Here is a 24,180-nt window from a genome sequence, read left to right on the forward strand (position 1 = left end):
GGGAATCGGCAAAATCCCTCTCAGTGTCGGTTGCTCAAAAGACTTTCAATGGTGCGGTCTGTTGCCTGAATCTGCCTCAGCCATTCCCGCATATTTCTTTCTCCCCCCAGGCGGCCCAGATTCGCAAGATGCTCACGAAGGGCACGATCCCGGATACGGAGACTTTCCAAACGGGAAAGCAGTTCCGTCTCCTGCCAGCGTCGGAATGCCTCGGCCCTGTCCGGCAACTGGCTTTCCAGTTCGGCGAGACTTTTCTCAAAGCGTCGCTCAAGCCTTGTCAGTTCCTTGAGGGAAGAACGATTGTCACGGTCCAGTTTTTCCGCACGAGTAATCAGGCGACGAACACGACGCAGACGGCGAACCACCTGGCGAACCTTCAGTTGGTTCACCCGAAGGCGAGTGATCTGCAGGGTGCTCAACTCATCCGGCGAACTCAGATGGAGATCCCGGATCCAGATTAGCTCCACCGTTCTCCAGACGGGCAAAATCTCCGTTCGGATATAGGCAGCGAGACCCGGGTAGTCCCCCTTCTGCAGGCGGCTTTCCAGACGCTGGATTCCCCGGTCATAGCGGTCCAGCAGGCCCTGCTCCGGCATGGCCATTCTCTCCTGCATACGCAGAAGACGACTTGCCAGTGCCTCTTCCCCGCTGGCCAGGGCAGAGGCAGATGTCGTCAGGACAAGTAGCAAGAAAAGCAGAAAACTATGCGGTCTCATGAAAGAACTCCTTGGATTGCCGATCCGCCCCGGAGGGTGCAAGGGGAGTGCCGCAGGGGCAGAAGGAAAAGGAGACCGCTGCTAGCCAAAGCCACGCAATATGTTACGGGGCCACACAAACCGAAAGCCGGGCCAAAAACACGCCCAAATGGTACGCCTGTGTTCCTCAGGGTTCTTCCTCCTGCGAGTCAGATTCGTCACCGATTCCGTGCTTCTCCAGGCGATATCCCAGAGTCCGCCGGGTCAAGCCAAGAAGCCGGGCCGCCGCGCTCTTGTTCCCTCCGGCTCGCTCCAGGGCCTGGCCCAGGAGGGACTTCTCCACTTCTTCCAGAGAAATGCCGCCATCGGGAAGCGGGAACACCGCTCCTCCGCTGGCCGGCAGACTGGCTCGAAGTACCGGCAGATCCCCGACATCGAGCCAGTCCCCCTGGCTCATCACCAGCGCCCGCTCCAGCACATTTTCCAGTTCCCGGACATTGCCGGGCCAGAGATGGTTCTTCAGATGTTCCAGCGCGGCCGGGCGAAGTCCCCGCACCTTTCTCCCGCTTCGATCAGCCATCCTCTCCAGGAAGAAGCGAACATAAAGTTCCAGATCGGCGAGACGCTCACGAAGGGGCGGCAACTCCAGTCGAATCACATTCAAGCGGTAGAAGAGATCCTGTCGAAAGAGCCCTTCCCTTACCATGGACTCCAGATCCCGGTGAGTCGCGGCCAATACCCTGAGATCTACCTTGAGGGGACGATGCCCTCCGACTCGCTCCACCTCTCTTTCCTGAAGTACGCGGAGCACCTTGGCCTGAGTGCCGGGAGCCATGTCGCCGATCTCATCGAGCAGAATGGTTCCCCCATTGGCCAACTCGAACTTGCCGGGACGGGCTCCCACATCGGTGGCCGCTCCCTTTTCGACTCCGAAGAGTTCCGCCTCCAGAATGCTTTCCACCAGGGCCGCGCAGTTTACCCGGACGAAGGGTTTGTCCTTGCGCTTTCCATGTTCATGGATGGCGCGGGCAAAGACCTCCTTGCCGGTTCCGCTCTCTCCGAGAATCAGAACCGTGGAATCGCTGGCCACCATGCGTGGCAGCATCTCGTAGATGCGTCGCATGCCCGGATGGCTTCCCACGAGAATCTCGTCGAAGGTGAAGGGAATCTCTCCTCCTCCGGCTTCCACTTCAGGAGCCTCCGGACGCTCAGCAAGCAGTTCCTTGACCTTTTCCGCAAGGGAACTCATGCGCACGGGCTTGGTCAGATACTCGAGGGCTCCAAACTCCAGGGCACTCAAGCCGACATCAATGCTCGCAAAGGCCGTCATCAGGATGGCCGGCGTTCCGGGCTCTGCCAGATGAATCTTCTTGAGAAGATCCAGCCCGGCTTCCTCGCTTTCCATGCGCAGATCCGTGAGCACAAGGTCGGCACCCTCCCTTTGAAAGAGCTTCCAGGCCTCCTCGCCGGAACTTGCCGTCAGAATCCTGCGACCCGAAGCCGCCAGGGATTCTTCGAGAAGTTTCAACATCCGCTGTTCATCATCGACCAGGAGAAGGGTCTTCATGCCTTGCCTTTCTTGAGGGGAAGTCTCAATTCGAAGCAGGTATTGCCGGGCCCGGGTTGAAGAAGGGAGAGATCCCCGCCATGAGCACGGGCAATGCTGCGCGAAATTGCCAGACCCAGACCGGTTCCCCCCTCCTTGCCGGAGTGAAAAGGCTCAAAGAGCCGGGGGAGCAGGTCCGAGGATATGCCCGGGCCATCATCGCGGATCAAAACGCGAAGTGCCTTCCGTTCCGCAGCGAGTTCCACTTCCACCCGGCCGGACTTGCAGGCATCCGCTGCGTTCCCCAGAAGATTGAAATACACCTGCCGCAACTTCTCGGGGTCACCCAGGAAGTCAGGGACCTTGCCGGGGGACTTCAGTTGAAACTCACAGCCCGGGAACAGCGCGCTGCTTTTCTCCAGACATTCCCTGCTGAAATCTTCTGGATTCAGGCTCTGCATTTGCAGATCCATGGGCCTTGCATAATGCAGAAAGTCTTCCAGCAGCGTCTGCATGCGCTCACTCTCTTCCAGTATTTCGGCCGCCCGACGGCTTTCATCCCCTTCCGAGCGGCTTTCGATCCATTCGGCCTGCCCGAAGATGATGGCCAGCGGGTTGCGGATCTCATGCGCAAGACCGGCTGCGAGGGTTCCGATCCTTGCCAGATGCCCCGCGCGGTCGAGTTCCCTTTGACGAGACTGCGCCCGTCGCAAGAGACCCGCCAGCGAGGAAAGAAGAAACACCGAAAAGAGAGCCGCCAGACCACTTGCGACCCAGAGAAGATGCCGGAGTTCCACGATCTCACTGCTCAGTCGATAGCCTCCGACAAGGAGCAAATAGCCCTCTTCATCCATGAGTGGAACCCGCACTCGCAGAAAGATCTCATCGTCATCTCTTTCCACTTCCCGTTTTTCACTATTGAGATCCAGATCCTTCATCAGCTCGGAGCCCGAAGCCGGCAGGAAACCTGGATCCCCGTCAAAGGGGAGCCCCTGCATGTCGATTCTGGCAAGTTCATCGAAGCCGGCCTGAATCCGGAGTCCCTCAAGATCCGGGCTCTTCTGACCCTTGATGGAACGGACAATCAGGCGCCCTTCTTCCTCCAGAGCGTCCAGATGGGCCTTCTCGAAGGCAAGACGAATCCTGCCCTGACTGTACCAGCCCCCTGCAATCAAAACAGAAAGAAGGAGGAGGGTGAAAAGAGCGACCAGTCGTGTTAGCTTGTTCTCCAGGGGCAGGCTCATAAGATGATACTGCTTCTCCCACTCCGGACTGTCAAAGGGAAAGGCTCATGGCAAAAACCCTCCTCAAGAACCTGTCTCTCGATGAACTCGATTCCTGGATGAAGGAGCTCAAGCTTCCGGCCTATCGTTCCCGGCAACTGAGCGAATGGATCTACCGCAAACGGGCCAGGGGCTTCGAGGACATGAGCAACCTTCCCGCCGGGCTTCGCAAGAATCTGGAGGAAAAGGCCACCTTGAATTCACTTTCCCTGCTTCGTTCTCGCAAGAGCGGAGACGGTTCCGAGAAATTCCTGTTTCAACTCGAGGACGGCGAGAGCATTGAATCCGTTCTCATGCCGATGCGGAAACACCAGACCCTCTGCATTTCCAGCCAGGTGGGATGCGCCATGGCCTGCCACTTCTGTGAGACCGGTCGCTGGGGCTTTCGCAGGAACCTCAAACAGGCGGAAATCCTCGACCAGGTTCTTTTCCTGATGGATCGGGCCGGAGACAGCACCTTCAATCTGGTCTTCATGGGCATGGGAGAACCCCTGCAGAACTATTCCACGATGCTCGGAGCTCTTCGAATCCTGAGCCATGAGCGGGGATTCGGGATCAGCGAAAAGCGCATCACCGTTTCCACGGTGGGCATTCCGGGCAGGATTCGCGATCTTGCCAACTCCGGTCTTCGAGTCAGCCTTGCACTCAGCCTGGTCAGCGTCGACGAGGACATTCGCCGGGTTCTGATTCCCAGCGCCTCCAAAATGCGAATCCGGGAGCTTCTGGATGCTTCCGAATACTACGCTGACAAAACCCAACGACAAGTCACGCTGGAGTATGTCCTCTTTGACGGAGTCAATGACCGGTCCAAAGACGCAAAACGCCTGAGGGAGATTGTTCAGGGGCGTCCTTTCAAACTCAACATCATTCCCTTCAATCCGGGAGAAACTCCCGTGGAGATGATGCTTCCCGGAATCCAGGAGGCCAGGGAACTGAGAAGGCCTACGCCACGAAAAATCGACACCTTTGTCGGGCGACTTGCCAGCGCCATTCCCTCGGTGACCGTGCGCTGGAGCCAGGGAAGCGATGTCGGCGGAGGCTGCGGCCAGTTACGCGGCCGAAAGGAGAGCTAGTCCCGCCCGGGCAGTTTCGAGAAAATCACTCCCGCCAGAAGTGCCAGAGCAAAAGCCGAGAAGCGGTGGCTGATCAGGGTATCCAGTAGCGAGTTCTTCCAGAGAATCGTGGCAAAGGTCCCCGTCAACAGGGAAGCCAAAGCCCCGTTTCGCCGGATTCCTTTCCAGAATACCATCAGGAGAATCACCGGGCCGAAGGAGGATCCCAGTCCGCTCCAGGCATAGCTGACCATGCTGTACACCGTGTCGCCGGAAGACAGGGCCAGGGCGAAGGCGGCTCCTCCCACCAGAAGCACCACAATTCGGGAGAGCATCACTTGGGCAGAGGCACTGAGATTCAGGCCCAGAATGCGCTCGGCGATATCCTCGCTGAAGGCAGAGCAGGTGACCAGAAGCTGGCTGTCCGCGGTCGACATCATGGCTGCCACCGCCCCGGAAATCACGATGCCCGCAATCCAGGCGGGGAAAAGGCGCGTGGCGAGCATCGGCATGATCTTCTCTGCATCGCCGGCAAAGCTCTCGGCGCCCAGAAGACCCAGGCCCAGAAGACCAATGGCAAAGGCACCCCCGTAGGCGAGCAGGGTCCAGACTCCGGCCAGCCACCGCAGCTTGCGAACCTCCGAGGCACGAGGCAGAGCCATGAAACGAACCAGAAGATGCGGTTGCCCCATGTAACCCAGCCCCCAGGAGAGGCCACCCAGAATCAGGCTCCACGCCGCCCAGCCACTTTCCCCCCCTGTCCAGGAGGCCTTCTCCGGACCGAGAGCCTTCAGGGCACTTGCGATGTCGCCGTGTTTTTCCTGAAGCTCCCAGTAGCCAACCAGGGGCAGAAGCACCAGGGCGAGAATCATGATGAAACCCTGCAGAAGATCCGTCCAGACAACAGCCCGAAATCCCCCGAGCAGGGTGTAGAGCATCACAATCATGGCACCGAGAACGATGCCCCAGGTTTCCTGGGCAAGGAAGGCGGGCCAGATTTCGCTGACAATGCCTGTTTTCATCAGGATCTTGCCGGCCCCGACCATCTGTGCCGCCACATAGAAAGAGAAGAAGAAGATGATGACGAGAGAGGCCGTCCAGCGCAGAAGATGCCCGGGATCGCCGAAGCGCTGGGCCAGAAGTTCAGGCACTGTCAGCGCGTCACTGCCCTCCAGTTCCGCACGGATTGACCCTCCCAGACGAAACCAGAGGAAAAGAATCCCCGCCACGCACCCGAGAACCGTCCAGATTTCTCCCAGCCCCACTGTCAGGGCCGCTCCGGTCAAGCCGAGGAGTAGCCAGGAGGACTCCCCGGAAGCTCTTTCGCTGATGGCAATGGCCCAGCCGGGGAGTTCGCGACCTCCGAGAAGAAACTCCCTCTGGCTCAAGGCCTTTCGCGCGCTGAAGATTCCAATGAGCAGGACAATCCCAAGATAGAGAGAGAAACTGAGGATCAGGGGACTCATGCCTTTCCTTTCGCTTCTCTCAGATTGAGAAAGAGCAGGATGGCGCCGAGAGTGGCGGCCGTCAGAAACCCTGTAGCCCAGAGAGGGCGGCCGAAGAAGGCGTGGCCGAGTCCGAAGAGAAGTCCATAGACCAGAAACAGGGCAAAGAGAAGATTGGCCCAGCTCTTCCCGCTGCTTTCTCTTTCGATCCCGTCGTCATAGCGACCCCAGAGACCCGGCGGGCGCGTTCGCGCGACGAAGTTCCGCAGCACCGGCTCCTCTTCCGGGCCAGTGGCCAAGGCCACGCTCACCCAAACCACCCCGGAAAGCAGAACATTCCAGAGGAAGATCTCCCAGGTCGGGAATTGGTGTCCGAACCAGTCTCCCCGGTTGGCAAGATTCAGGAAGGTCGCCACCAGAAGGCTTGACGCCATGGCAGCAATTTCACTCCAGGCATTCACGCGCCACCAGAACCAGCGAAGCAGGAAGACGGCACCGGCTCCGGCCACCAGTTGCAAAAGGAACTTGAAGAGAAAACTGATCGAGTCATTCATCCAGGCCACCATGCTTCCCAGGAGTACGATCACGATGCCGGAGATTCTGGCCACTGCGATGTAGTGCTTCTCAGAGGCATCGCGCTTGAGGAAACGCCGGTAGACATCGTGTACAAAGTAGGAGCTGCCCAGATTCATGTGCGTGTCGATGGTACTCATAAAGGCGGCCAGCATGGCGGCCAGCATCAGGCCCAGCCAGCCGGGACCGAGGTACTTCGCCATCATGGCCGGATAGACGGCTTTGTGATCCGTCATTTCAGGGAAGACCCAGAGGCTGACCAAAGCCACGAGAAACCAGGGCCAGGGACGAATGGCATAGGTGATGACCGAGAACCAGAGCATGGACAGTTGGCTGTCCCGCTCGGTCTTCGTGGAGTTCATGCGCTGGATCAGCACTCCCCCGCCGTCGGAATACTTCCAGCTCCACCATTGGACCAGCACCGCCACCACAAATCCTAGAAAGGCCCCGCGAAAGGCGGGGCTGGCCCAGTCAAAGCCGGAAAGAGGCGCCATCTCAGCAGCCGGGCGACCCACCGCATCGAGAAGCCCGGGAAGTTTGTCGATCAGGGCCGGAAAGCCACCTTCTGCAAGCAACACCTTCCAGGCAAGCAGGATCGCTCCTCCCATGGCCACAAAGAATTGCAGAAGGTCGGTGGCCACCACTCCCCAGAGTCCGGAGAGAGAAGCGTAGAGGGAAGCAAGGGCAATGCAGCCGACCAGCGTTACCCACTTGGGCACTCCGAAGATCCCTGCAATGGCCGTCATGGCCAGAATCACCCAGCCAAGAACCACGACATTGGTGACGAAGGCGTAGAACAGACCCTTGAACAGCCGAAGGCTGGAAGCTCCCCGCCCGGAGTAGCGCAATTCGCAAAACTCGACATCGGTTGTCACGCCGCTACGGTGCCAGAGCTTGGCAAGAAAGAAGGTGGTCAGCAGATGGCTGATTGCGAAATTGAACCAGACCCAGTTTCCCCCGATGCCTTCACTGCGGACAATCTCGGTGACCACCAGAGGAGTGTCGCTGGCAAAGGTCGTTGCGGCCATGCTCGTCCCCGCAACGAACCAGGGCAGGCTTCTTCCGCTGAGGAAAAACTCCTGCGTTGAGGAACCTGCCCTTCTCGAAAAGAAGAGCCCGATTCCCAGCATCAGAAGCAGATACAGAACAATGATCCAGAGGTCGAGAGCCTGCATACACCTTCCTTGTTTCCTTGATCCCCTGACAGGCCGGGGCTATGCTCCCTTAATCCGGGAGGTAAGGATGAGAACCCTGATCTTGGCCCTGTTGATATTTGCCAGCTCTTCCATTGGCGAGCTCGAACTCACTGTATACAACAAGAACCTGGCTCTCGTGAAGGAAAGTCGTGTTCTGGAAATCGAAAAGGGAGTGTCAGAAGTGTCCCTTCCCGGCGTTCCCGCCAGGATTTTGCCGGAAACGGTTCACTTCCACAGCCCGTCCGGAGAACTCCGGGTACTGGAACAGAACTTCCGCTATGACCTTCTCCATCGGGAGAGCCTGCTGGAACGATATCGCGGCAAGGAGGTTCGTGCCCTCATTGAGGGGAAGTGGGAGACGGTGCGCCTTCTGGCTCACGGGAGCCCTTCGAACACGGGGAGTCCCCTCGGGCGAATCCTGGAAGTAAATGGCGAGATTCATGTGGAGGATCTCATCCTTCCGGAACTTCCCGAAGGCCTGCTTCTGGAACCCTCGCTGCTATGCCTGCTGGAATCCCGGCGTGGAGGAAAGCATGACATCGAACTCAGCTACCTCAGTGAAGGCCTGGAATGGAAGGCGGATTATGTGGCAGTCGTCAGTCCGGAGAATCGAATCGACCTTCAGGGATGGGTCACCCTGAACAACCAGAGTGGGCGAGACTATCTCGATGCTGGGCTCAAACTGGTCGCCGGCGATGTCAACCGGGTTCAATCAAGGAATTACCCTAGAGGGGAAAAACTCGCCATAGGTTTCGATGCTTCCCGGCATGGCTTCAGCGAGGAGTCCTTCTTCGAGTACCACCTCTACACCCTCGGCCGGAGAACCAACCTGCTGGACCGGGAACAGAAGCAGGTGGAACTGCTGGAGTCCCGGGACATTCCCGGCGAGAGGGATTACCTGCTGAGATCAAACTACGGTCAAATGGACACCGAAGCACGGAGTCTGGATGTCACCCTGAGTTTCCCGAACAGGAAGGGAGAGGGTCCGGGGCTTCCGCTACCCGGCGGCATCGTGCGTGTTTATCAGGAGGACCGCTCCGGGCAGCTTCAGTTTGCAGGAGAGGACAGAATCTCCCACACGCCGGAAGGTGAGTCGATTCGCCTGAAAGTTGGACAGAGCTTCGACCTTCGCGGCGAGCACCGTGTGCTTGAAACCGATCGGCAGCTTCGCGGGAAAATCATCGTCTCGACCATTCAGATTCTGCTCCGCAATCACAAGGATGAAAAGGTGACCATGACGGTGCTGGAAGGAATGCCGGGCTGGAAGGAATGGAAGATCCTTAGCACGAGCCACAAGGGCGAGAAGGAATCTGCAAACACCTGGAAGTATGAAGTGGAAGTTCCCGCCAAGGGAGAAGTGGTGATCGACTACCGACTGCGTATTTCCTAGGGAGTCGGCCTTCGGACAATCTCCCTCAGCTCTTGCAGACTGGCCGCACGACTGAGGAGGATGGACGGAATCACCAAGAGGGGAAGCAGGAAGATCGCGCCCAGGAATCCGGGATCCAGGATCCTCTGAACCCCGGACAAGAGAAGTGCCGATACAGCAAGAGCCACGAGGACCCTCGCCAGCATTTTCAGATCCACTCCGTAGCCCTGCCGGAAAGCCGCAAGGAGGCAAAGGGCTGCCATCAGGGCTTCTCCGCTGATCAAGGCCACAATCACGCTCCCGACTCCTCCTGCGGGCACTCGCCAGAACATCAGGAAGAGGGTCAGAGCCACTCCGGAAGACACACAGAGAGTTCGTTCCCTTTGCCGATCCAGGGCCGTCAGCAGATTCCCGGGAGCCAGAGACAGAAAGCGCAGGGGCAGAAGGAGAGCAAGCCACTTCAGCCAGCCTGCGGCCGGGAGGTAGTTCTCGCCGAAGAGCGTTCCTATCAACTCTTGCGGGAAAAGACCGAGGAGAAGGAGAGGGAAGAGCGAGAGCAGGAGGCTTCTGCGAAGATAGTCCCGGTAGAATCCCGGCAGTCGTTCCCGCTGGTTGCGACCATAGTCAAAGAGTACCGGCAGAACGGCCGCCTGAAGAACCATGGGAAGAATCTGGAAGACCAGGGCCAGGCGAATCGCTGAAGCATAGAGCCCCAGTGCCTCCGGACTCGCCCACTCCCGCAAAACCAGCATGTCCACCCGCGAGTTGACCATGTAGAGGATGCTCGAGATGGCAAAGAAGATGCCCTCCCGTCCCACGGTTTCCCGAAGGGAGATCATGCCCGACTTCGGAGAGGCAAAACGCCGGCTGGCAATCAGGACGGTGGCCATCGCCGTGAGGGCGCTGATGAGAAAGTAGAGCCAGCCGAAGTACAGGATCCCGCGCCCGGAGACCCAGCCCGCAAGAACGCTGATCAGAAGAAAGACACGCCCTGTCACCAGAATGATGGCCGAGTATTCCATTCTCTGGAAAACCTGAAAAACCCCATCGAACATAATCCCGAAACTGTCGGCCACCTTGCAGAGCATCAGGAGCATGGTGAGTTGGTAGAGGGGGCTCATCCAGCCCATGCGAAGAGCCAGCAGGTGGACGAGCAGGAGAACTGCGGCCGAAAGAAGGGACTTGATGAGGAGGATGTTTGCCAGATGCCCCCCCACTCTCTTGCGGTCTACCGAGCCTTCCTTGACCAGAATGCGACTGAGGCCGAGATCCAGAAAAGCTGCAAAGAGTTCCGCAGAAGCCAGGGCGGCAATGAACTCACCATAGCTCTCCACACCCAGAGCACGGGCCAAGACAAAGGTGACCAGCGCGCCGATGGCAAGCGCCGTAAAGCGACCAAAGGCAAGGGACAGGAAATTTCGCAGAATCACGGGGATCAAGAAAGCCTCCCGAAAAGGGAGGGTCCGGCTATTTCAGGAGGAGCATCTTTCGAACCTGCTGATCCTGGCCGGAGACAAGTCGCGCGAAATAGATTCCACTTGGAAGCTCTCGCCCCTCCCGATCCTTTCCATGCCATAGCAGAGAATGAGTTCCCGCGGCAAGGGATTCATCGAGAAGAAGATCGAGAAGGCGGCCCTTCAGATCATGGATTTCCAGACGAGCAAAAGTAGCCTCTTCGAGACTGAACTCGATTCTGACCTTCGGATTGAAGGGATTGGGCCAGGCATGAAGAGTCCATCGAGGCGTGGACGCTGGAGAAGCCGTGAAGGTCAGGTACTCCAGAGCCGCCTCCGCATCGAGGATACCCCAGCCATAGTCATTGTCAGGGTTGTCTGCCCGGTCGGCCGTTTCCCGCATGGCATCGCGAATCTCCATGGGAGTCGCATCCGGATGGGCGGACAGAAGAAGTGCCGCTACGCCTGCGCTCAGGGGGCAGGAAAGAGAGGTGCCGGACACCAGCGTGTACTCGTCCCAGGTTCCGGGGTAGGCCACATGATTAGCCACGCCGCGAGCCGAGACATCGGGCTTGATTCTGCCATCGGCCGAAGGGCCGGGGGAGGAGAAAGAAGCAAACTCCCCGTTCTCATCGACGGCAGCAACGGCGATCACACTGTCGCCGTCTGCGGGGGCGATGATGTGTCCGAAACCGTTTCGACTGTTTCCCGCACTGTTGACCACAACCACACCGAGGCTCACCGCATAGTCGGCGGCGATGGTCGTCACGGCGGTGTTGCCATCCATATCGTCGAAGACATACCAGTCATAGTAGCCGAGACTGGAACTGACGACCTGGCATCCCTGGGCCTCCAGCCACTCGATGCCTTCCACCCAGTGGTCTTCCTCGAGAGGAATCTCCTGACTGACATCCTCGGTCTTCGCCAGATAGAAGCTGGCTCCGAAAGCCACGCCCACATGTGTCCCTGGCATATACCCGGCCAGAGAGGACAGTGTCATCGTGCCGTGGTTTTCCTGGCTATCAGGATCTCCGTCTTCATTACTCACCACGGGGTCATCGTTGATGAAGTCCCAGGTTCCAAGAACATCAAGATCTGCAAGTGCCTCGTGGTTTGTATTGAAGCCCGTATCGAGCATTCCCACGATCACTCCCTCTCCATGAATCCCCAACTGGTGGACGGGCGGAACATTGATCTGCTGAAGTTCCTGAACCGTGTTCCCGTAGTCAATCGGGTCTTCCAGTCCGGAGCGGGAGGAGGGAGGAGCGGGCATCATGTTCAGTTCGCGCCTGCTGGAACCAGCCACCGGGCGCAGGAAGCGAACATAGTCCAGAGCGGAAAGCTCTCGCAGGGCTTCCTTGTCTGCAAGGACACTAACCGCGTTGAGCCACCGGCTCTCGGCACGGATCGTGATTCCCTTATCGCGAATGCCCTGAAGCATCGCCTCATCAAGAGGAAGGTCTCTTTCCGTGAGCAACTCGCTTCGCACCTTCGCCCGGCGGACGAAGGCCGCTTCGCTGAGGAGTCCCCTTGCTTCCTCGAATCGGGATTCGCTGATCTCGCCCTTGTCACGAAAGAAGACCCACACGGGAAGCGTCCCATTTTCGGCAATCCTCTCTTCAAGCCCTTCGGCAATCTCGGCCGCAGTGGCAAGAAGACTCAGGAGAATCAGTAGTGATGCAAGACGCAGTCTCATGCGTTCCTCATTTCAGGAGGGTCAGTTTTTGAGTAAAGAGCTTTCCCCCGCTTTGCATGCGAGCGAAGTAGACCCCGCTGGGAAGTGCGCGGCCCTTATGGTTCCGGCCATCCCAGCTAAGATCGTGGGAACCGGCATCAAGCGGGCCGTCCTGAAGAAGCGCGATTTCCCGTCCACGGACATCGTGGACAGAGATGCGACACACAGAACGACTCTCCAGTTCGAAGCGCAGGGAGGTTTTCGGATTGAAGGGATTGGGCCAGGCTCCCCGAAGAGCGGTTTGATAGACCGGGTTCTCCGCGTCCGTACTGACCACGGTTCCCACAATGCTGAAGTCATCGAAGTAGAAACCGTCCTTGCGAACCGAGGAATCACTGCTCAGCAGAAAACGGAAGCGGAGGTCTGATTCCTCTTCGTAGGCAGACAGGTCGACGGTGTTCTCCACCCAGGAATTCTGGGTTCCCTCGAAAACCGGTTCCCCGGAAGGCTGGCTTCCCTGCCCACTTCCCGGCTCTGTAAACTGCGTCGAAACGGCTGTCCAGGAGGAGCCGCCATTGACGGAAACCTGCAACTGCACACAATCCCAGTTCGTCTCGATTTCCCAGCGCGCCTGGAAACTCAGAACCGGTTCCATGACTCCCGAGAGGTTGACCCCGGCAATCATGGCCGTGGGGTTGCTCTCGTTGTTGCCGTAGTCACCGGAAGGACTGTCGGTCATCGAGTGCGTGGGACTTGAGGAAGTAGAGCTTGTCAGACTCCATCCACCCGTCCACTGACCATCGCCGCTCTCGAAATCATCGTCAAAGAGAAGGAGTTCTTCACTGGCATAGAGAGAAAAGTTCTGCTGCAGATCATCGGAGTTCAGGTTGATGATGCTCTCGGCATCCATGAAACCATCCTCACTGGCAATCAACTTGTACTCTCCATAGACCAGGTTCACGGAATACAGTCCCCCGGATGCGGCAGAACTGAAGGTCGTGGTCACATAGGTATCGGAGGGCCAGCTTCGCACTTCAATGGTCGCATCCAGAGGATTGCCACCGCCGATCACATAGCCCCAGACATCCCCGTTCGCCACGGGATTGAGTTGGACATTGAGCACCGTGGGCGTGCCCCAGTTGGTGGAAACCCCGTACTCCGTGTGCGTAATGTAGCCTGGCGCGGAGTAGCTGATGTCCCAGCTGCCGTTGTCGAGAAGCTTGTAATAGTCTCCAAAATCCGGGTCCGTGCTGACAGACTTCGCATTGCCGGCTACGGTCACCGTGGCCTCCAGAGGCAGACCGGTGTCGGAAGCCGTCACGGTTCCGTTCACACCGTAGCGAGCGGCCTTGATCCAGTGCATGAAACTTTCCCGGTTGTTGTTCCAGTAGGTTTCCAGTTGGCTGGCCGGAGGGGAATAGCTATCGCTGTACTCGATGGTCACATCAATGCAACCCGTCTCCTCGTAGCTCCAGTCCTGGAGACTGCCGTGGACGACATACCAGTCGGCACCGTTCGTGATGCCATGCCACCAGTCCCCGTTCCACATCGGGGAGTTGTAGTAGCTGTACTCCTCGCTGAGAAGGATGATCGCGTCATTGTCGGGCGTAAGCGTGTAGGTGTAGTCCCAGGGATAGTTCACCACGAGAGCGCCACTGTGACCGTTCTCACTGATCACGAAGTGATGGTCGAAAGCATAGTTCTTGAAAAGGATGGTCTCGATCTGCTCGCTATAGGTTCCGTCTTCACCGATGGAACCATCGGGCACCGGGAAGTTGCGGTTGAGGTCCACGCCATTGGCATTGTAACGACTCCCGACTGCATGGCCGTCCGGGTTATGCAGGGGCATGATGTGAAGTTCGTAGTTGTCGACGAGGTAGGTGACATCGGGGTCACTGCCGTAGTTGTCGGTAAGGTAGTCCACCAGGTAGAGGAGCATCTCCATTCCGGGGGGCTCGTTTCCGTGCATGGTGCTTGACAGTCGAAGCTCCGGCTCGTTCTCCTCACTCATCACATTGTCGCTGATGCGGATCATCCAGAGTTCACGGCCCTGCACGCTGTTTCCGACGTTGAAGAAATCGGCGATGGCCGGGTGATCGGCTTCTGCCTGCTGAAGGATGGCTCCCGCCTGGGCATGGGTATGATACACGCCGCGGTCGCCCCGCAGGAAGGTGTCGCCACCCAGAGAGGACTGCGCGGCCCAGACCTTTTCCATCTGACGGCGCTCAAGCTTCTCGGCATCCTCTATCCTCTCAAACGGGATTCCTGCCTCCCGGAGATTGTGGGCCACCGTTTCCGTGATGCGCGGTTCAAAGTGGATTTGTGAGGAAAACGGTGTGTCTGCAATCACCTTTACCTGTTCCCGATGGAAGCCGGGGATCTCTACCCGATCAAGAAGTTCCCGAAGCTCGCCGGAATCCTTCAGTCGAATCCGAATCGGATAATCCGTATACACCGCTTCTTCCCAGAGCGGGAGACCATTCTCATTGATCGGGATTTCCGCAGAAAGGAGAGGGAGGGATAAAAGAAGGAAGAAGGAAAAGAAAAGCGATCGCAACTGTACACGTCCCATTGAAGCCATCCAGGAAAGCGGTTACGGGCACCCGAGCATGCGGAGACCCTGCCCGCAGGCCACCGCCCTACCATTATACCATAGTGAAAAGAGGGGTTCCAGTCAGTCCTGAAGCTTCTCAAGGGCTTGGACCACTTCTTCAATGATCCAGTCGGGAGTAGAGGCACCCGCACTGACTCCGATGGTGCCTGCCCCCTCAAACCAGGAGTTTTCCAGCCCTGATGCGTCTTCCACCTGATGAGTCCGGGGGTTATTCTCCTGCGAGAGCTCGGTCAGGCGGCAGGTATTTGCGGAACTGAAGGAGCCGACGATGACCATGACATCGACTTCTGAAGGCAGGGACCGGATCTCCCGCTGGTGAGTCTTGGTCGGACCGCAGATCGTGTCCACATAGCGCAGTTCGCGAACTCGCGGCAGAAGCTCAAAGAGAATGCGCTGGACATTTTCAATCTTCTGCGTGGACTGAACCACAATGCCAACCTTCCTCAGGCGGGAAGGGATGCGGTTCTCCACCTCTTCCGGCGCGGCCAGGACGATGGCACCTTCCACCTGCCCGGCAATGCCTATGACCTCGTCGTGTCCGTGGTCCCCGATCACGATCAGGTGATATCCGCCGGCGGCCATCTCACGGGCAACCTGATGGATCTCATGCACCAGAGGACAGGTCGCATCCAGGATTTCCCGCCCCTGTTCGCCGGCCTTTCGGTAGACCTCGGGGTGCGCTCCATGTGCACGGATCAGGAGGCTGGCCTCATCGTCCATCTCCCCAATCCCGGAAATCACTTTCACACCGGCATCATCGATCTTTTTGACCACATGCTCGTTATGAACAATGTCACCGAGCATGCCGACGGGCTTGTCGCGCCCGGCAGCGTCCATGGCGATATTGAAAGCGCGTTTCACTCCGAAACACTGCCCTGCGCTCTTGGCCAGAATGATCTTCGGCATAGACAAACCTCGCTTCCAAGGAAGCTAAGGCATTCCACTCCGCTCGCAAAGAAGGAAACTACTGAAGGAGGATCATCTTGCTGCCCGCGCGGTGGTCACCCACACGGATTCGGGAAAAATAGACCCCGGAAGGAAGAGGCCGATTCCCGTTGTCTCGCCCATCCCATTGGAAACTCAGGCTCTGGGTAAAGAGAGTTCCGCGATAGAGCTCGCGAACCTGTCGTCCCTGAGCATCGAAAACTCTCACCGTCAGGGTCTCGCCAATCAGATCGACTTCTGCGTCCACTTTCACCGTGGTTCTTGGGTTGAAGGGATTGGGAAAACAACTGGCCTGCAGGAGCGAAGCCGGGACGATCTTGTCGGAAAGGGACAGGAAGAACTCCCTCAGACCGAAGACTTCGTCGGGCAAGGAAAGATCGTGGTTCTCGATAGTCCCGCTGTAGTTTGCCAGATCTCCTCCAAAGAGGTAGCGGAAGTCTTCAGCGAAAATCTCGTGGGGGCGGTTCGCGTGAATCGCTGAATCGTGATAGATGTCTTCATTGCTTATCCTGCGCAGTTGACGGTACTGGCTCCAGAGCGAGGTATTCATGTCGGACATCTTCGCATACTGGAACAGGTGCCCCAACTCATGCACCACGGTCATGTGGGTGATTTCTTCGGGAATCTCCACTTCAGCGGGAGCAAGAAAGATCCGGTTTCCCCGGGCAAAGCTGTGGGAGTGTTCCCGAAGAGGGAGAGGCAGGAAGATGATCTCAATCCGGTCCACCGGTCTCGGATAGCTCAAGGACTGCAGGGCATCTATCGCTTCTTCCGGATCGTGGTCGAAGAAAACGGTCTCGCTCGGCAGGACAAGTTCCATGGGCGGAGACCCGGGAAGCTGGAGGAATGACATGTCTGCGGTCTGACGGAGAAAATGATCCCGCACATAGTCGGCTGGATAGATCTGGACCCGGCTGCCACTGGCAAACTCCCTTTCCACAGGCAGGACGCTTTCAGCCATCAGAGGCAGGGCCGAAAGAAGCGTCAGAGCCAGGATCAGGATACTGCGGGTCATTTTCCTCCAATTTGCGATGGAACCGCTTTCGGGAGAGAAGGAACAAGCAGCGTTCCTCTCCCTCACCCCAATGATACCCCATGGGGAAGAGGAACTTCAAGAGTGAAACAGGCTTTTTATCGCCATTGATTTCAATGGCTTATAACAATACAAGTTTCAAGGCAAAGGAAATGGGTGAAAAACGCTGCTCGGAAAGTGACTATCCGCTTTCCCGGAAGTCGAAAATGGAGAAATTGGGGAAAAGTCCCCGATCTGCAGGGATTCAGGGCAGACGGGTTCCCAGGTGAAGTCGGACACCGCCTTCGGGGTTCAAACCGGCCTCCAGTCGAAGAACATCCCCGAAGGGAGAGAAGAGTCGCAGTCCGATTCCCGGGGAAAAAGTCGCAGAAGCACTCTGCGTATCCCAGGGCATGCCCCGGTTCCAGAGAACTCCGGCGTCCACGAAGAGGAGACTCTCCGCCTCAATGAGCACCTTCCCCACGCGCCAGATCTGGAAACAGCTTCGGGGGAAGAGATCCCTTCGAATTTCCAGACGGGCGAGGAAGCGGTTCCTGCCCTGCGGCTCTCCCCCGGCCCCGGCATCCCAGCCGGACCATTCTCCCTGGGCCCAGCCTCGCACGGCATCAATCCCGCCAAGCCCCCAGCTTCCCCGGTGATAAAGATCTCCCGATTGAAGACCCAGTTCCGCCTTCATCGCAAGAACGCTTCCTCCGGGAAGGCGGCGGTAACGCGCTCCCTTCAGGATGAGCTTTTTCAGGTCATGGCTGCTGCCAATCAGGGGACTGAATCGACTGAGAACGCAAAGAAAACTGACACCCCGATCCGGGCGGATCATGCGTTCCCGAAGATCCACGCTGAAGCCGACCGAGGCCGCATTCAGGGATTCCTCCCAGCTATCCTCGCCTTCCTCCTGATAACGCTCTCCCAGGAGGAGTTGGATCAGAAATCGTCGATCCAGAGGGCGACTTCGGTCCAGGGGAATCCAGAGAGAGAAGGAGCCCCAGGATTCGCGAAACTCATCCCGGTCCTCGGCATCGAGATCCCGGTGAGAGTAGAGAAAGGTGTGTTCCAGTGGCTGAACTCCCAGCCATGGGCGATTCAGCTTCAGATACATGCCCTCTTCCCAGCCCTGGCTCTTCATCAGGGTGAGATCCTCCCGCAGACCCCGTAGATTCCGGTGCCGGTAGATCAGGGACAGGCGGGGCCTCATCCTGCTATCAAAGTCCAGGTTCGGGTAAAGCTGCCGCATGGAGGACAGCCCTCGCTCCCGGACAAGAAGAGTCAGAATCAGGCGGTCCTCTTCCTCCCGGACTTGAGCCGAGACGGATTCAAAAAGACCGATGCTGTCAAGAAAGCGAAGATCCCGTTGCAAGAGACGGATATCAAAGGCAAGGCCCGGCTGAAGGTAGAGTTCCCGAAGGATGGCAAGATCCCGGGTACGACGATTCCCTTCCAGACGAATCTCCGAAAGAACCCGTCCCTCATGAGAAATCTCCTCCAGCCCCTCGATTACGGGAAGAAGCGGCTGGGCCAAGCCCGGCAAAAAGAGAACCGGAATGAGAACAATGAAGAGTAATCTCGCCACGAAAAACCCCCTCCCGGAAACTAGCGGGAAGGGGCGGAGGGAACCAGAAGAAAACCTATTCGCCGGGAAGTATTTCCCGTCGACCGATGCGGCTGTGAAACAGGGCACCCAGGCCGAGAAAGTACACCAGAAGTTGAAGAAGAATCAGGACTCCCTCGCCCACCGAACCCATACTTACCAAAATACCGGTCAGCAACCAGACTGAAAGAACCAGAAGCAAGAGAGAGAGCCAGACATTCCAGCCCCTCTTCTCCAGGACGTAGCGGGAAAGGGCAAAGACCGGCATAAGCATGGGCAGGAAGACCAGAGCAATCAGCAGGATCACAATGAAAAGAATGAGCAGAAGAAGTACGGGAATCAGAAGCCAGGGTACGGGAAACAACAACACGGCCAAGAGAGACATGAGTAGAATCATCCCCAACAGAAATGGCGGCATAAGGAGAACGATCAGAAGAAGTCCCAGGATTCCCTGGAAGAAGCTCCGCCCGGGCTTCTCGCGCAGGGCACTGGCCGCCCGGCTCAAGGGACTGCGAAAAAAGAGTTGCAGTAGAAAGACAAGGATCAGCAAGCCGAGAAGAAGGCCGAACCCATCAGCCGAGAAGAAGGTGTCCTCCTCCTCGAAGGAAAACCCCTCACAGCCCTCCTCGTCAAGCAGGGCTCGCCAGGCCGCCCCACTAAAGAGAGAACGGGACTCAAGAACGGCCTCATCTCCATGGATCGTGGCCGTGGAGTCCTGCTCGACCTGTCCGCCAATGCAGAGCAGGTCTCCGGCAATTTCCGCGCCCCCATGAAGACGCACATCGCCCCCAAGGACCACGACATCACCGCCCAGAAATCCTTCCAGATCCAGATCGCCGAAGAGAACCACCAGGTCTTCCAGATAGTGCTCCTCTGCGCCAATCCGGACATCCTCGCGGAAGAAGAGCTTCTCGTCCTCCTCATCGCAGGCAACAATGACCTTTCTTTCGCACAGTCCGAGCCCCGTGTCGGCGGAAACCTCGACGCAGCGCCCGTCCTCATTGATGACGATTCCGGAATCATCAATTCTCACCTCGATAACATGGATCGTTGAGTCCTGCCCCTGGGCAACTCCTGCAAGGAGCAAGAGAGCGGAAAGGGCGCTGAGAAACAGTCTAGCTGGAGACATGAAGAAACACTCCCTTGCTTTTCCCCTGAGCGGAGAAGGCCATTAAACTCAGGAAGGGGGTCAGTGAGAGGGCAATAAGGGCAGCCTTCGCCACAAGGGGCAGGGAAGCCAATAACAGTGCAGCTCCGTGAATCAAAACGCGAAGGGTCTGTTCAAACTGGGCAAGCCAGACCGGATCCAGAAGGATGTTCCGGAAAGTACTTCCCCACTCGTTTGCAGTGCCAAAGCCCGAAGAAGTGATGGAGAAGTAATGGCCGGGCAGAATCCAGAACACAAGCATTGCGATCAGAAGGGTAAAGGCGACGGCGAAAGAGAGAGAAAAAAGGGCTTTCCCGAGGATTGCCATGGGTCTTTTTCTGCTGGCTCGCATGGCAAGGAGACTTCGATCAGCAAAACCTGGAGGAGCCGGCAAGGTCTCCAGACCCTTGAAGAGCCGGTCAAGTTCGACCTCTTCCTCCAGAAACTCCCGACAGGAAACACAATGAGGCAAGTGCCCTCGAAGCAGCCGGGACTCATCCTCCGAAAGTAGGTTATCGTGGAACTCCTGAATCAGGGCAGGATTGATTCCGCAAGCCAGTTGTTGCTTCTGTTTACTCATTCCTTTTTCTCCTGAAGCCGGATACGGATGTCACCGCTGGAGGTTTCGACGCGAGCGGGCAAATCGCCCGAAGCCAGGTAACCCTTCAGCCGGTGGCGGTCGAGTTCCAGCACTTCCATGGGAGCCTGAACCTCCAGATTTCCACTGCCTGAGCGAAGTTGCAAAAAGACAGAGGCCTCCGGGTGCAGAGCCAGATCCACATCGCCACTGCTTGTAAAAACAAGGAAGGAATGAGCGGGCGAGGCGATTCCCTTCGCCTCTACATCACCACTGCTTGTTTTTGCCTCCAGATTTCCCGACAGCCCTGAAACCCGGATTTCACCGCTGGAACACTCCACTTCGCAGTCCCCGAAAAGCCCCCGAACATCAATGTCACCGCTATGGCTTCTGGCGTTCAGGTCGCCGTTGATTGATGCCAGGGAAAAATCTCCGCTATTTGACCTCAAGCGGGCAGGGCCATCAAGAGAACGAATCCGCAGATCACCGCTGCCACTTTGAAAATCCACGCGGCCCCGATGATCCAGAATCTCCAAATTCCCGCTGCTCGACAGGATTTCCACTGCGATGCCTGCCGGAAGGAAAACCCGGTAGTCGAGGGAAACCTTCTTCCCGAAATCCTTACAGCGCAATCTCAGATGCCCACCTTCCCTTTCTTCATGAACCCCCAGTTTTCTGAAGATCGCCTCGGCCTGTTCTCTTTTTCGGGCACGAATCCTGGCAGTGAGCTCAAAGACAATCATCCCGTTCCCGGCACCCCGGATCTCCAGATTCCGGGAACCGGTTTCAAGACTGAAGGTCTCGATTCCATCCGGCGAATACTCCAGGGTTCGGGTCCTCTCGAGAGTTCCAGCAGTGAGGCCAAGCGGCAGGCAGAACAAGAGGATCAGGCTAGTCGAGGAAAGATTCACGACGGAGTCTCCTTTTCAGTCTTTCACGAGCACGGTGAATCCGGATCTTGACGGTTCCGAGGGGAAGCTTGAGAATGGATGAGATTTCCTGATAGCTAAGATCCTCCTGATGCCGGAGGAGGAGGATGGAACGATACTGCTCGGGAAGTTCGGCAATGGCCTGATTCAGGAGTGTATTCTCCTCGCTTCGAATGGTATCTTCCTGCGGGCTCGGATTCTGGGAGGCCTGCTCCGGATGCCAGCTTCCCTCTTCTCCCTCGATCCCCGCATCCAGGGAATAGGCGATGCGTTTTCGCTTGCGGATGTGATCGATGCAGAGGTTGTGGGCGATGCGAAACAGCCAGGAAGCGAAGGGAAAGCTTTCCTTGTAGCGGTCGAGTCGGGTCAGGGTGCGGACGAAACACTCCTGGGCAATTTCCTCGGCTTCTGAGGGATCCTTGAGAATGCGGAAGCAATAGTTGTAGAGGGAGTCCTGATAGCGCTCCACAAGAGAGCGACAGGCATCCTGCTCCCCCTTGCGGCAGAGACGGATCAGTTCCAGCTCTTCTGCACGGCTCACTACTGAGGCTCCTCGAAGGGGCTTGCGCTTTGGCTTCACTGCAAGAGCAGTCGATTTGAAAGAGTAGGACATGAGCGATTCCGTTTCGAGCCTCTTTTTTCGCCTTCTCTACCGCAATCTGGGAAGCTTGTCCCTCTTGGGGCTTCTTCGCTCCCTTGCCTGGATCCCCCTGCTTCTCTGGATCAGCCTTCGTCCGCCCTCTTCCATGACACTGCCAAGTTACGGGATCACCTGTCTCGGGTTTCTCCTGATTCCCCTCTTTCTGGATCCCTGGATTCAGAATGCGGGGCAGCAGCGCTCCCTTGCGATTGCAAGAGGTCGCCCAATTCCGGGCCTTCTGCAGGGTGCCGACAGAAACTATGCGAAACTCTGGCTCTGGCACTTTCTTCAGTTTCTCTTCCTGGCTCTCTTGCTCTTCAATACCTCTTTGCTGTTCACGGCAATTCCCGGCCTCCTTCTGGTAATTGCCGCCGAACTCAGTTTTTGGGTCTGGCTGATTCTTCGAGGCATGAACCTTCACATGCCCCGGCTGCTGGAAGTTCAGAGCTTCCGGGCTGCTTTCCTGGAGTCCCTGAAACTGCTCATCGCCCGCCCCGGCGCTCACTTTCTCGCCCTCGTTTTCCGATTCGGACTGAGCCTCATTCTGCTTGCCAGTGGAATCGGCGCTCTCCTATGGCTCGGGAGCTTCGGGCTTCTTCATGCGTCGCTTTTCCACGATGAATCCCTTGATCCAAATGCCAAGCTGTGCGATTAGGAAGGAAGCCAATTCTGGGAGGAAGCCATGAGCCAGATTCAGGAAATTCGCGCAAGGGAAATCCTCGATTCAAGAGGCAATCCGACCATCGAGGTCGATGTGATTCTCGAGAGCGGAGCCATCGGGCGAGCCGGAGTCCCGTCGGGAGCCTCGACCGGGGAGCACGAGGCCGTTGAACTCCGCGATGGCGACCGAAGCCGCTATCTTGGCAAGGGAGTTCTTGATGCGGTTTCCAATGTAAACGACAAGATTGCGCCCAGAATCATCGGCGAAGATGCTCTCAATCAGCCCCGGATCGATGAGATGATGCTGGAAATCGATGCTACGGGAAACAAGGGACACCTGGGAGCCAATGCGATTCTCGGGGTCAGCATTGCCTGCTCGAAGGCGGCGGCCAGCCATGTGGACCTGCCCTACTATCAGTATCTGGGCGGGGTCAGCGCCCGCGCCCTGCCGGTTCCCCAGATGAACATTCTCAATGGCGGATCCCATGCCGACAACAATGTCGACATCCAGGAGTTCATGATTCTGCCTGCGGGGGCTCCGGACTTCCCCACTGCCCTTCGCATGGGTGCCGAGACCTTCCACTCCCTGAAGTCCGTTCTCAAGGAACGCAATCTGGCGACATCTGTCGGCGATGAGGGAGGCTTTGCCCCCAATCTGGAGTCCAATGAAGCGGCCCTGCAGGTGATTCTTGAAGCCATTGAAAGGGCAGGCTATCGACCGGGAGAGGACATTTATCTGGCCCTGGACTGTGCGGCGAGCGAGTTTTTCGAGTATGGGGAATACCACCTGGCAGGGGAAAACCGCAAACTGTCCGCAAGTGAAATGGTGGACTACTATGCCAAACTGGTCGAAGCCTATCCGATTGTCTCGATCGAGGATGGGCTCGACCAGAATGACTGGGCGGGATGGAAGATCCTCACCGACCGCCTGGGAGACGAGATCCAGCTCGTCGGCGATGACATCTTTGTTACGAACATGCAGAGGCTGGGACGGGGCATTGAGGAGGAAGTCGCCAACTCGATTCTCATCAAGCTCAACCAGATCGGAACCGTGACCGAGACCCTCGATTGCATCGACATGGCCAAGCGAGCGGGCTACACGAATGTCATCAGCCACCGCAGTGGCGAAACCGAGGATGTCACGATCAGCCATGTGGCCGTGGCCACGAATGCGGGGCAGATCAAGACCGGGTCGCTTTGTAGAAGCGACCGTGTTGCCAAGTACAATGAACTCCTGAGAATCTCCGAGGAACTGGAGGAACAGGGACTCTTTGAGGGCCTTGAGAATCTGAATACTAACGGACGCTAGTCGTCCCTCAGGGGGCCAGTCCCCCGGAAAGCTGGGTCATGCCTCCCTCCCCCCAGCCCTTCCTGCGCCGCCCCTGGCAAAACGGACGCATTGCCGGTGTGCCCTGGCGCCCCCTCCTCCTGCTCGGAGGCGGGCTCCTTCTGCTCATTTTCTTCTTCGGCCAAAAGGGGCAAATCCATCAGTCTCGCCTGAAGCAGCAACAGTCCCGACTGAAGGGGGAAATCCGGGTTCTGGAGAATCAGGAAACCCAGCTCCAGAATGAAATCCAGCTCCTTCAAGAGGATCCCGGCTACCGGGAAAAAGTCGCTCGCGAGGAGTGGGGCTACAAGAAGAATGACGAGACCGTCTACTATCTGAAGAGAGAGAGTCAGCCCTAGATTCCGGCTCGATCAGGCCGGAGAAGGGGTCCTCTCCCTCTCCGAAGAGAGAGTAGCCTTCTCGGGGTGCACCCTC

The 24,180-nt window shown here is 57.6% G+C and carries 20 protein-coding genes; 5 read left to right on the forward strand and 15 right to left on the reverse strand.

The window, feature by feature from the left end; genetic code table 11:
* Positions 1-20: 20 nt before the first annotated feature.
* From QGH30_03175 to QGH30_03185, 3 genes are all read right to left on the reverse strand, one after another.
* Entirely contained in the window at positions 21-716 is a 696-nt protein-coding gene (locus QGH30_03175; protein ID MDP7021336.1) for a hypothetical protein, read from the reverse strand.
* A gap of 166 nt (positions 717-882) precedes the next feature.
* A complete protein-coding gene (locus QGH30_03180) occupies positions 883-2,262 on the reverse strand; it encodes a sigma-54 dependent transcriptional regulator (GenBank protein ID MDP7021337.1) in 1,380 nt (459 codons plus the stop codon).
* The gene (locus QGH30_03185; GenBank protein MDP7021338.1) at positions 2,259-3,485 is read right to left on the reverse strand and encodes a HAMP domain-containing sensor histidine kinase; all 1,227 of its coding nucleotides are present in this window, start codon (positions 3,483-3,485) and stop codon (positions 2,259-2,261) included. The genes QGH30_03180 and QGH30_03185 overlap by 4 nt, the downstream gene beginning before the upstream one ends.
* 47 nt (positions 3,486-3,532) lie before the next feature.
* Here QGH30_03185 and rlmN point away from each other — a divergent pair, with 47 nt between their 5' ends.
* Positions 3,533-4,597 carry a 23S rRNA (adenine(2503)-C(2))-methyltransferase RlmN gene (gene rlmN / locus QGH30_03190; protein ID MDP7021339.1) on the forward strand — a complete coding sequence of 355 codons (1,065 nt, stop codon included), beginning with the start codon at positions 3,533-3,535 and terminating at the stop codon, positions 4,595-4,597.
* On the opposite strand, the gene QGH30_03195 is transcribed toward rlmN, so the two are convergent.
* Both QGH30_03195 and QGH30_03200 read right to left on the reverse strand, forming a co-directional pair.
* Positions 4,594-6,042 carry a sodium/proline symporter gene (locus tag QGH30_03195; GenBank protein ID MDP7021340.1) on the reverse strand — a complete coding sequence of 483 codons (1,449 nt, stop codon included), beginning with the start codon at positions 6,040-6,042 and terminating at the stop codon, positions 4,594-4,596. The genes rlmN and QGH30_03195 overlap by 4 nt on opposite strands.
* The gene (locus tag QGH30_03200) at positions 6,039-7,769 is read right to left on the reverse strand and encodes a Na+:solute symporter (protein MDP7021341.1); all 1,731 of its coding nucleotides are present in this window, start codon (positions 7,767-7,769) and stop codon (positions 6,039-6,041) included. Before QGH30_03200 ends, QGH30_03195 begins: the two co-directional genes overlap by 4 nt.
* Positions 7,770-7,836: 67 nt before the next feature.
* Here QGH30_03200 and QGH30_03205 point away from each other — a divergent pair, with 67 nt between their 5' ends.
* A complete protein-coding gene (locus tag QGH30_03205) occupies positions 7,837-9,180 on the forward strand; it encodes a DUF4139 domain-containing protein (protein MDP7021342.1) in 1,344 nt (447 codons plus the stop codon).
* On the opposite strand, the gene QGH30_03210 is transcribed toward QGH30_03205, so the two are convergent.
* From QGH30_03210 to QGH30_03255, 10 genes are all read right to left on the reverse strand, one after another.
* A complete protein-coding gene (locus QGH30_03210) occupies positions 9,177-10,589 on the reverse strand; it encodes an oligosaccharide flippase family protein (GenBank protein MDP7021343.1) in 1,413 nt (470 codons plus the stop codon). The genes QGH30_03205 and QGH30_03210 overlap by 4 nt on opposite strands.
* Positions 10,590-10,626: 37 nt before the next feature.
* Positions 10,627-12,309: a S8 family serine peptidase gene (locus QGH30_03215; GenBank protein ID MDP7021344.1), complete on the reverse strand. Its 1,683-nt coding sequence runs from the start codon at positions 12,307-12,309 to the stop codon at positions 10,627-10,629.
* Positions 12,310-12,316: 7 nt separating this feature from the next.
* Positions 12,317-14,860 (reverse strand): DUF2817 domain-containing protein, encoded by a 2,544-nt coding sequence (locus tag QGH30_03220; GenBank protein MDP7021345.1) that lies wholly within the window; start codon positions 14,858-14,860, stop codon positions 12,317-12,319.
* Between the two features lie 102 nt (positions 14,861-14,962).
* A complete protein-coding gene (gene ispH / locus QGH30_03225) occupies positions 14,963-15,808 on the reverse strand; it encodes a 4-hydroxy-3-methylbut-2-enyl diphosphate reductase (GenBank protein ID MDP7021346.1) in 846 nt (281 codons plus the stop codon).
* A 58-nt stretch (positions 15,809-15,866) separates the two neighbouring features.
* Positions 15,867-16,862, reverse strand: a complete 996-nt coding sequence (locus QGH30_03230; GenBank protein MDP7021347.1) for a FlgD immunoglobulin-like domain containing protein — start codon at positions 16,860-16,862, stop codon at positions 15,867-15,869.
* 262 nt (positions 16,863-17,124) lie between these two features.
* Positions 17,125-18,447, reverse strand: a complete 1,323-nt coding sequence (locus QGH30_03235; protein MDP7021348.1) for a BamA/TamA family outer membrane protein — start codon at positions 18,445-18,447, stop codon at positions 17,125-17,127.
* Between the two features lie 55 nt (positions 18,448-18,502).
* A complete protein-coding gene (locus tag QGH30_03240) occupies positions 18,503-19,594 on the reverse strand; it encodes a hypothetical protein (protein MDP7021349.1) in 1,092 nt (363 codons plus the stop codon).
* Positions 19,581-20,192: a hypothetical protein gene (locus tag QGH30_03245; GenBank protein MDP7021350.1), complete on the reverse strand. Its 612-nt coding sequence runs from the start codon at positions 20,190-20,192 to the stop codon at positions 19,581-19,583. Before QGH30_03245 ends, QGH30_03240 begins: the two co-directional genes overlap by 14 nt.
* Positions 20,189-21,100: a DUF4097 family beta strand repeat-containing protein gene (locus QGH30_03250; protein ID MDP7021351.1), complete on the reverse strand. Its 912-nt coding sequence runs from the start codon at positions 21,098-21,100 to the stop codon at positions 20,189-20,191. The genes QGH30_03245 and QGH30_03250 overlap by 4 nt, the downstream gene beginning before the upstream one ends.
* A complete protein-coding gene (locus QGH30_03255) occupies positions 21,081-21,659 on the reverse strand; it encodes a sigma-70 family RNA polymerase sigma factor (protein ID MDP7021352.1) in 579 nt (192 codons plus the stop codon). The genes QGH30_03250 and QGH30_03255 overlap by 20 nt, the downstream gene beginning before the upstream one ends.
* Before the next feature lie 70 nt (positions 21,660-21,729).
* Here QGH30_03255 and QGH30_03260 point away from each other — a divergent pair, with 70 nt between their 5' ends.
* From QGH30_03260 to QGH30_03270, 3 genes are read left to right on the forward strand one after another with little or no spacing between them, the layout of a single operon-like run.
* A complete protein-coding gene (locus QGH30_03260) occupies positions 21,730-22,413 on the forward strand; it encodes a hypothetical protein (protein MDP7021353.1) in 684 nt (227 codons plus the stop codon).
* 27 nt (positions 22,414-22,440) lie between these two features.
* Entirely contained in the window at positions 22,441-23,727 is a 1,287-nt protein-coding gene (gene eno / locus QGH30_03265) for a phosphopyruvate hydratase (GenBank protein MDP7021354.1), read from the forward strand.
* Between the two features lie 38 nt (positions 23,728-23,765).
* Positions 23,766-24,104, forward strand: a complete 339-nt coding sequence (locus tag QGH30_03270; GenBank protein MDP7021355.1) for a septum formation initiator family protein — start codon at positions 23,766-23,768, stop codon at positions 24,102-24,104.
* The last annotated feature ends 76 nt before the right edge of the window (positions 24,105-24,180 follow it).

It is taken from the genome of Candidatus Krumholzibacteriia bacterium, from assembly GCA_030748535.1.
Taxonomy (GTDB): domain Bacteria; phylum Krumholzibacteriota; class Krumholzibacteriia; order JACNKJ01; family JACNKJ01; genus JASMLU01.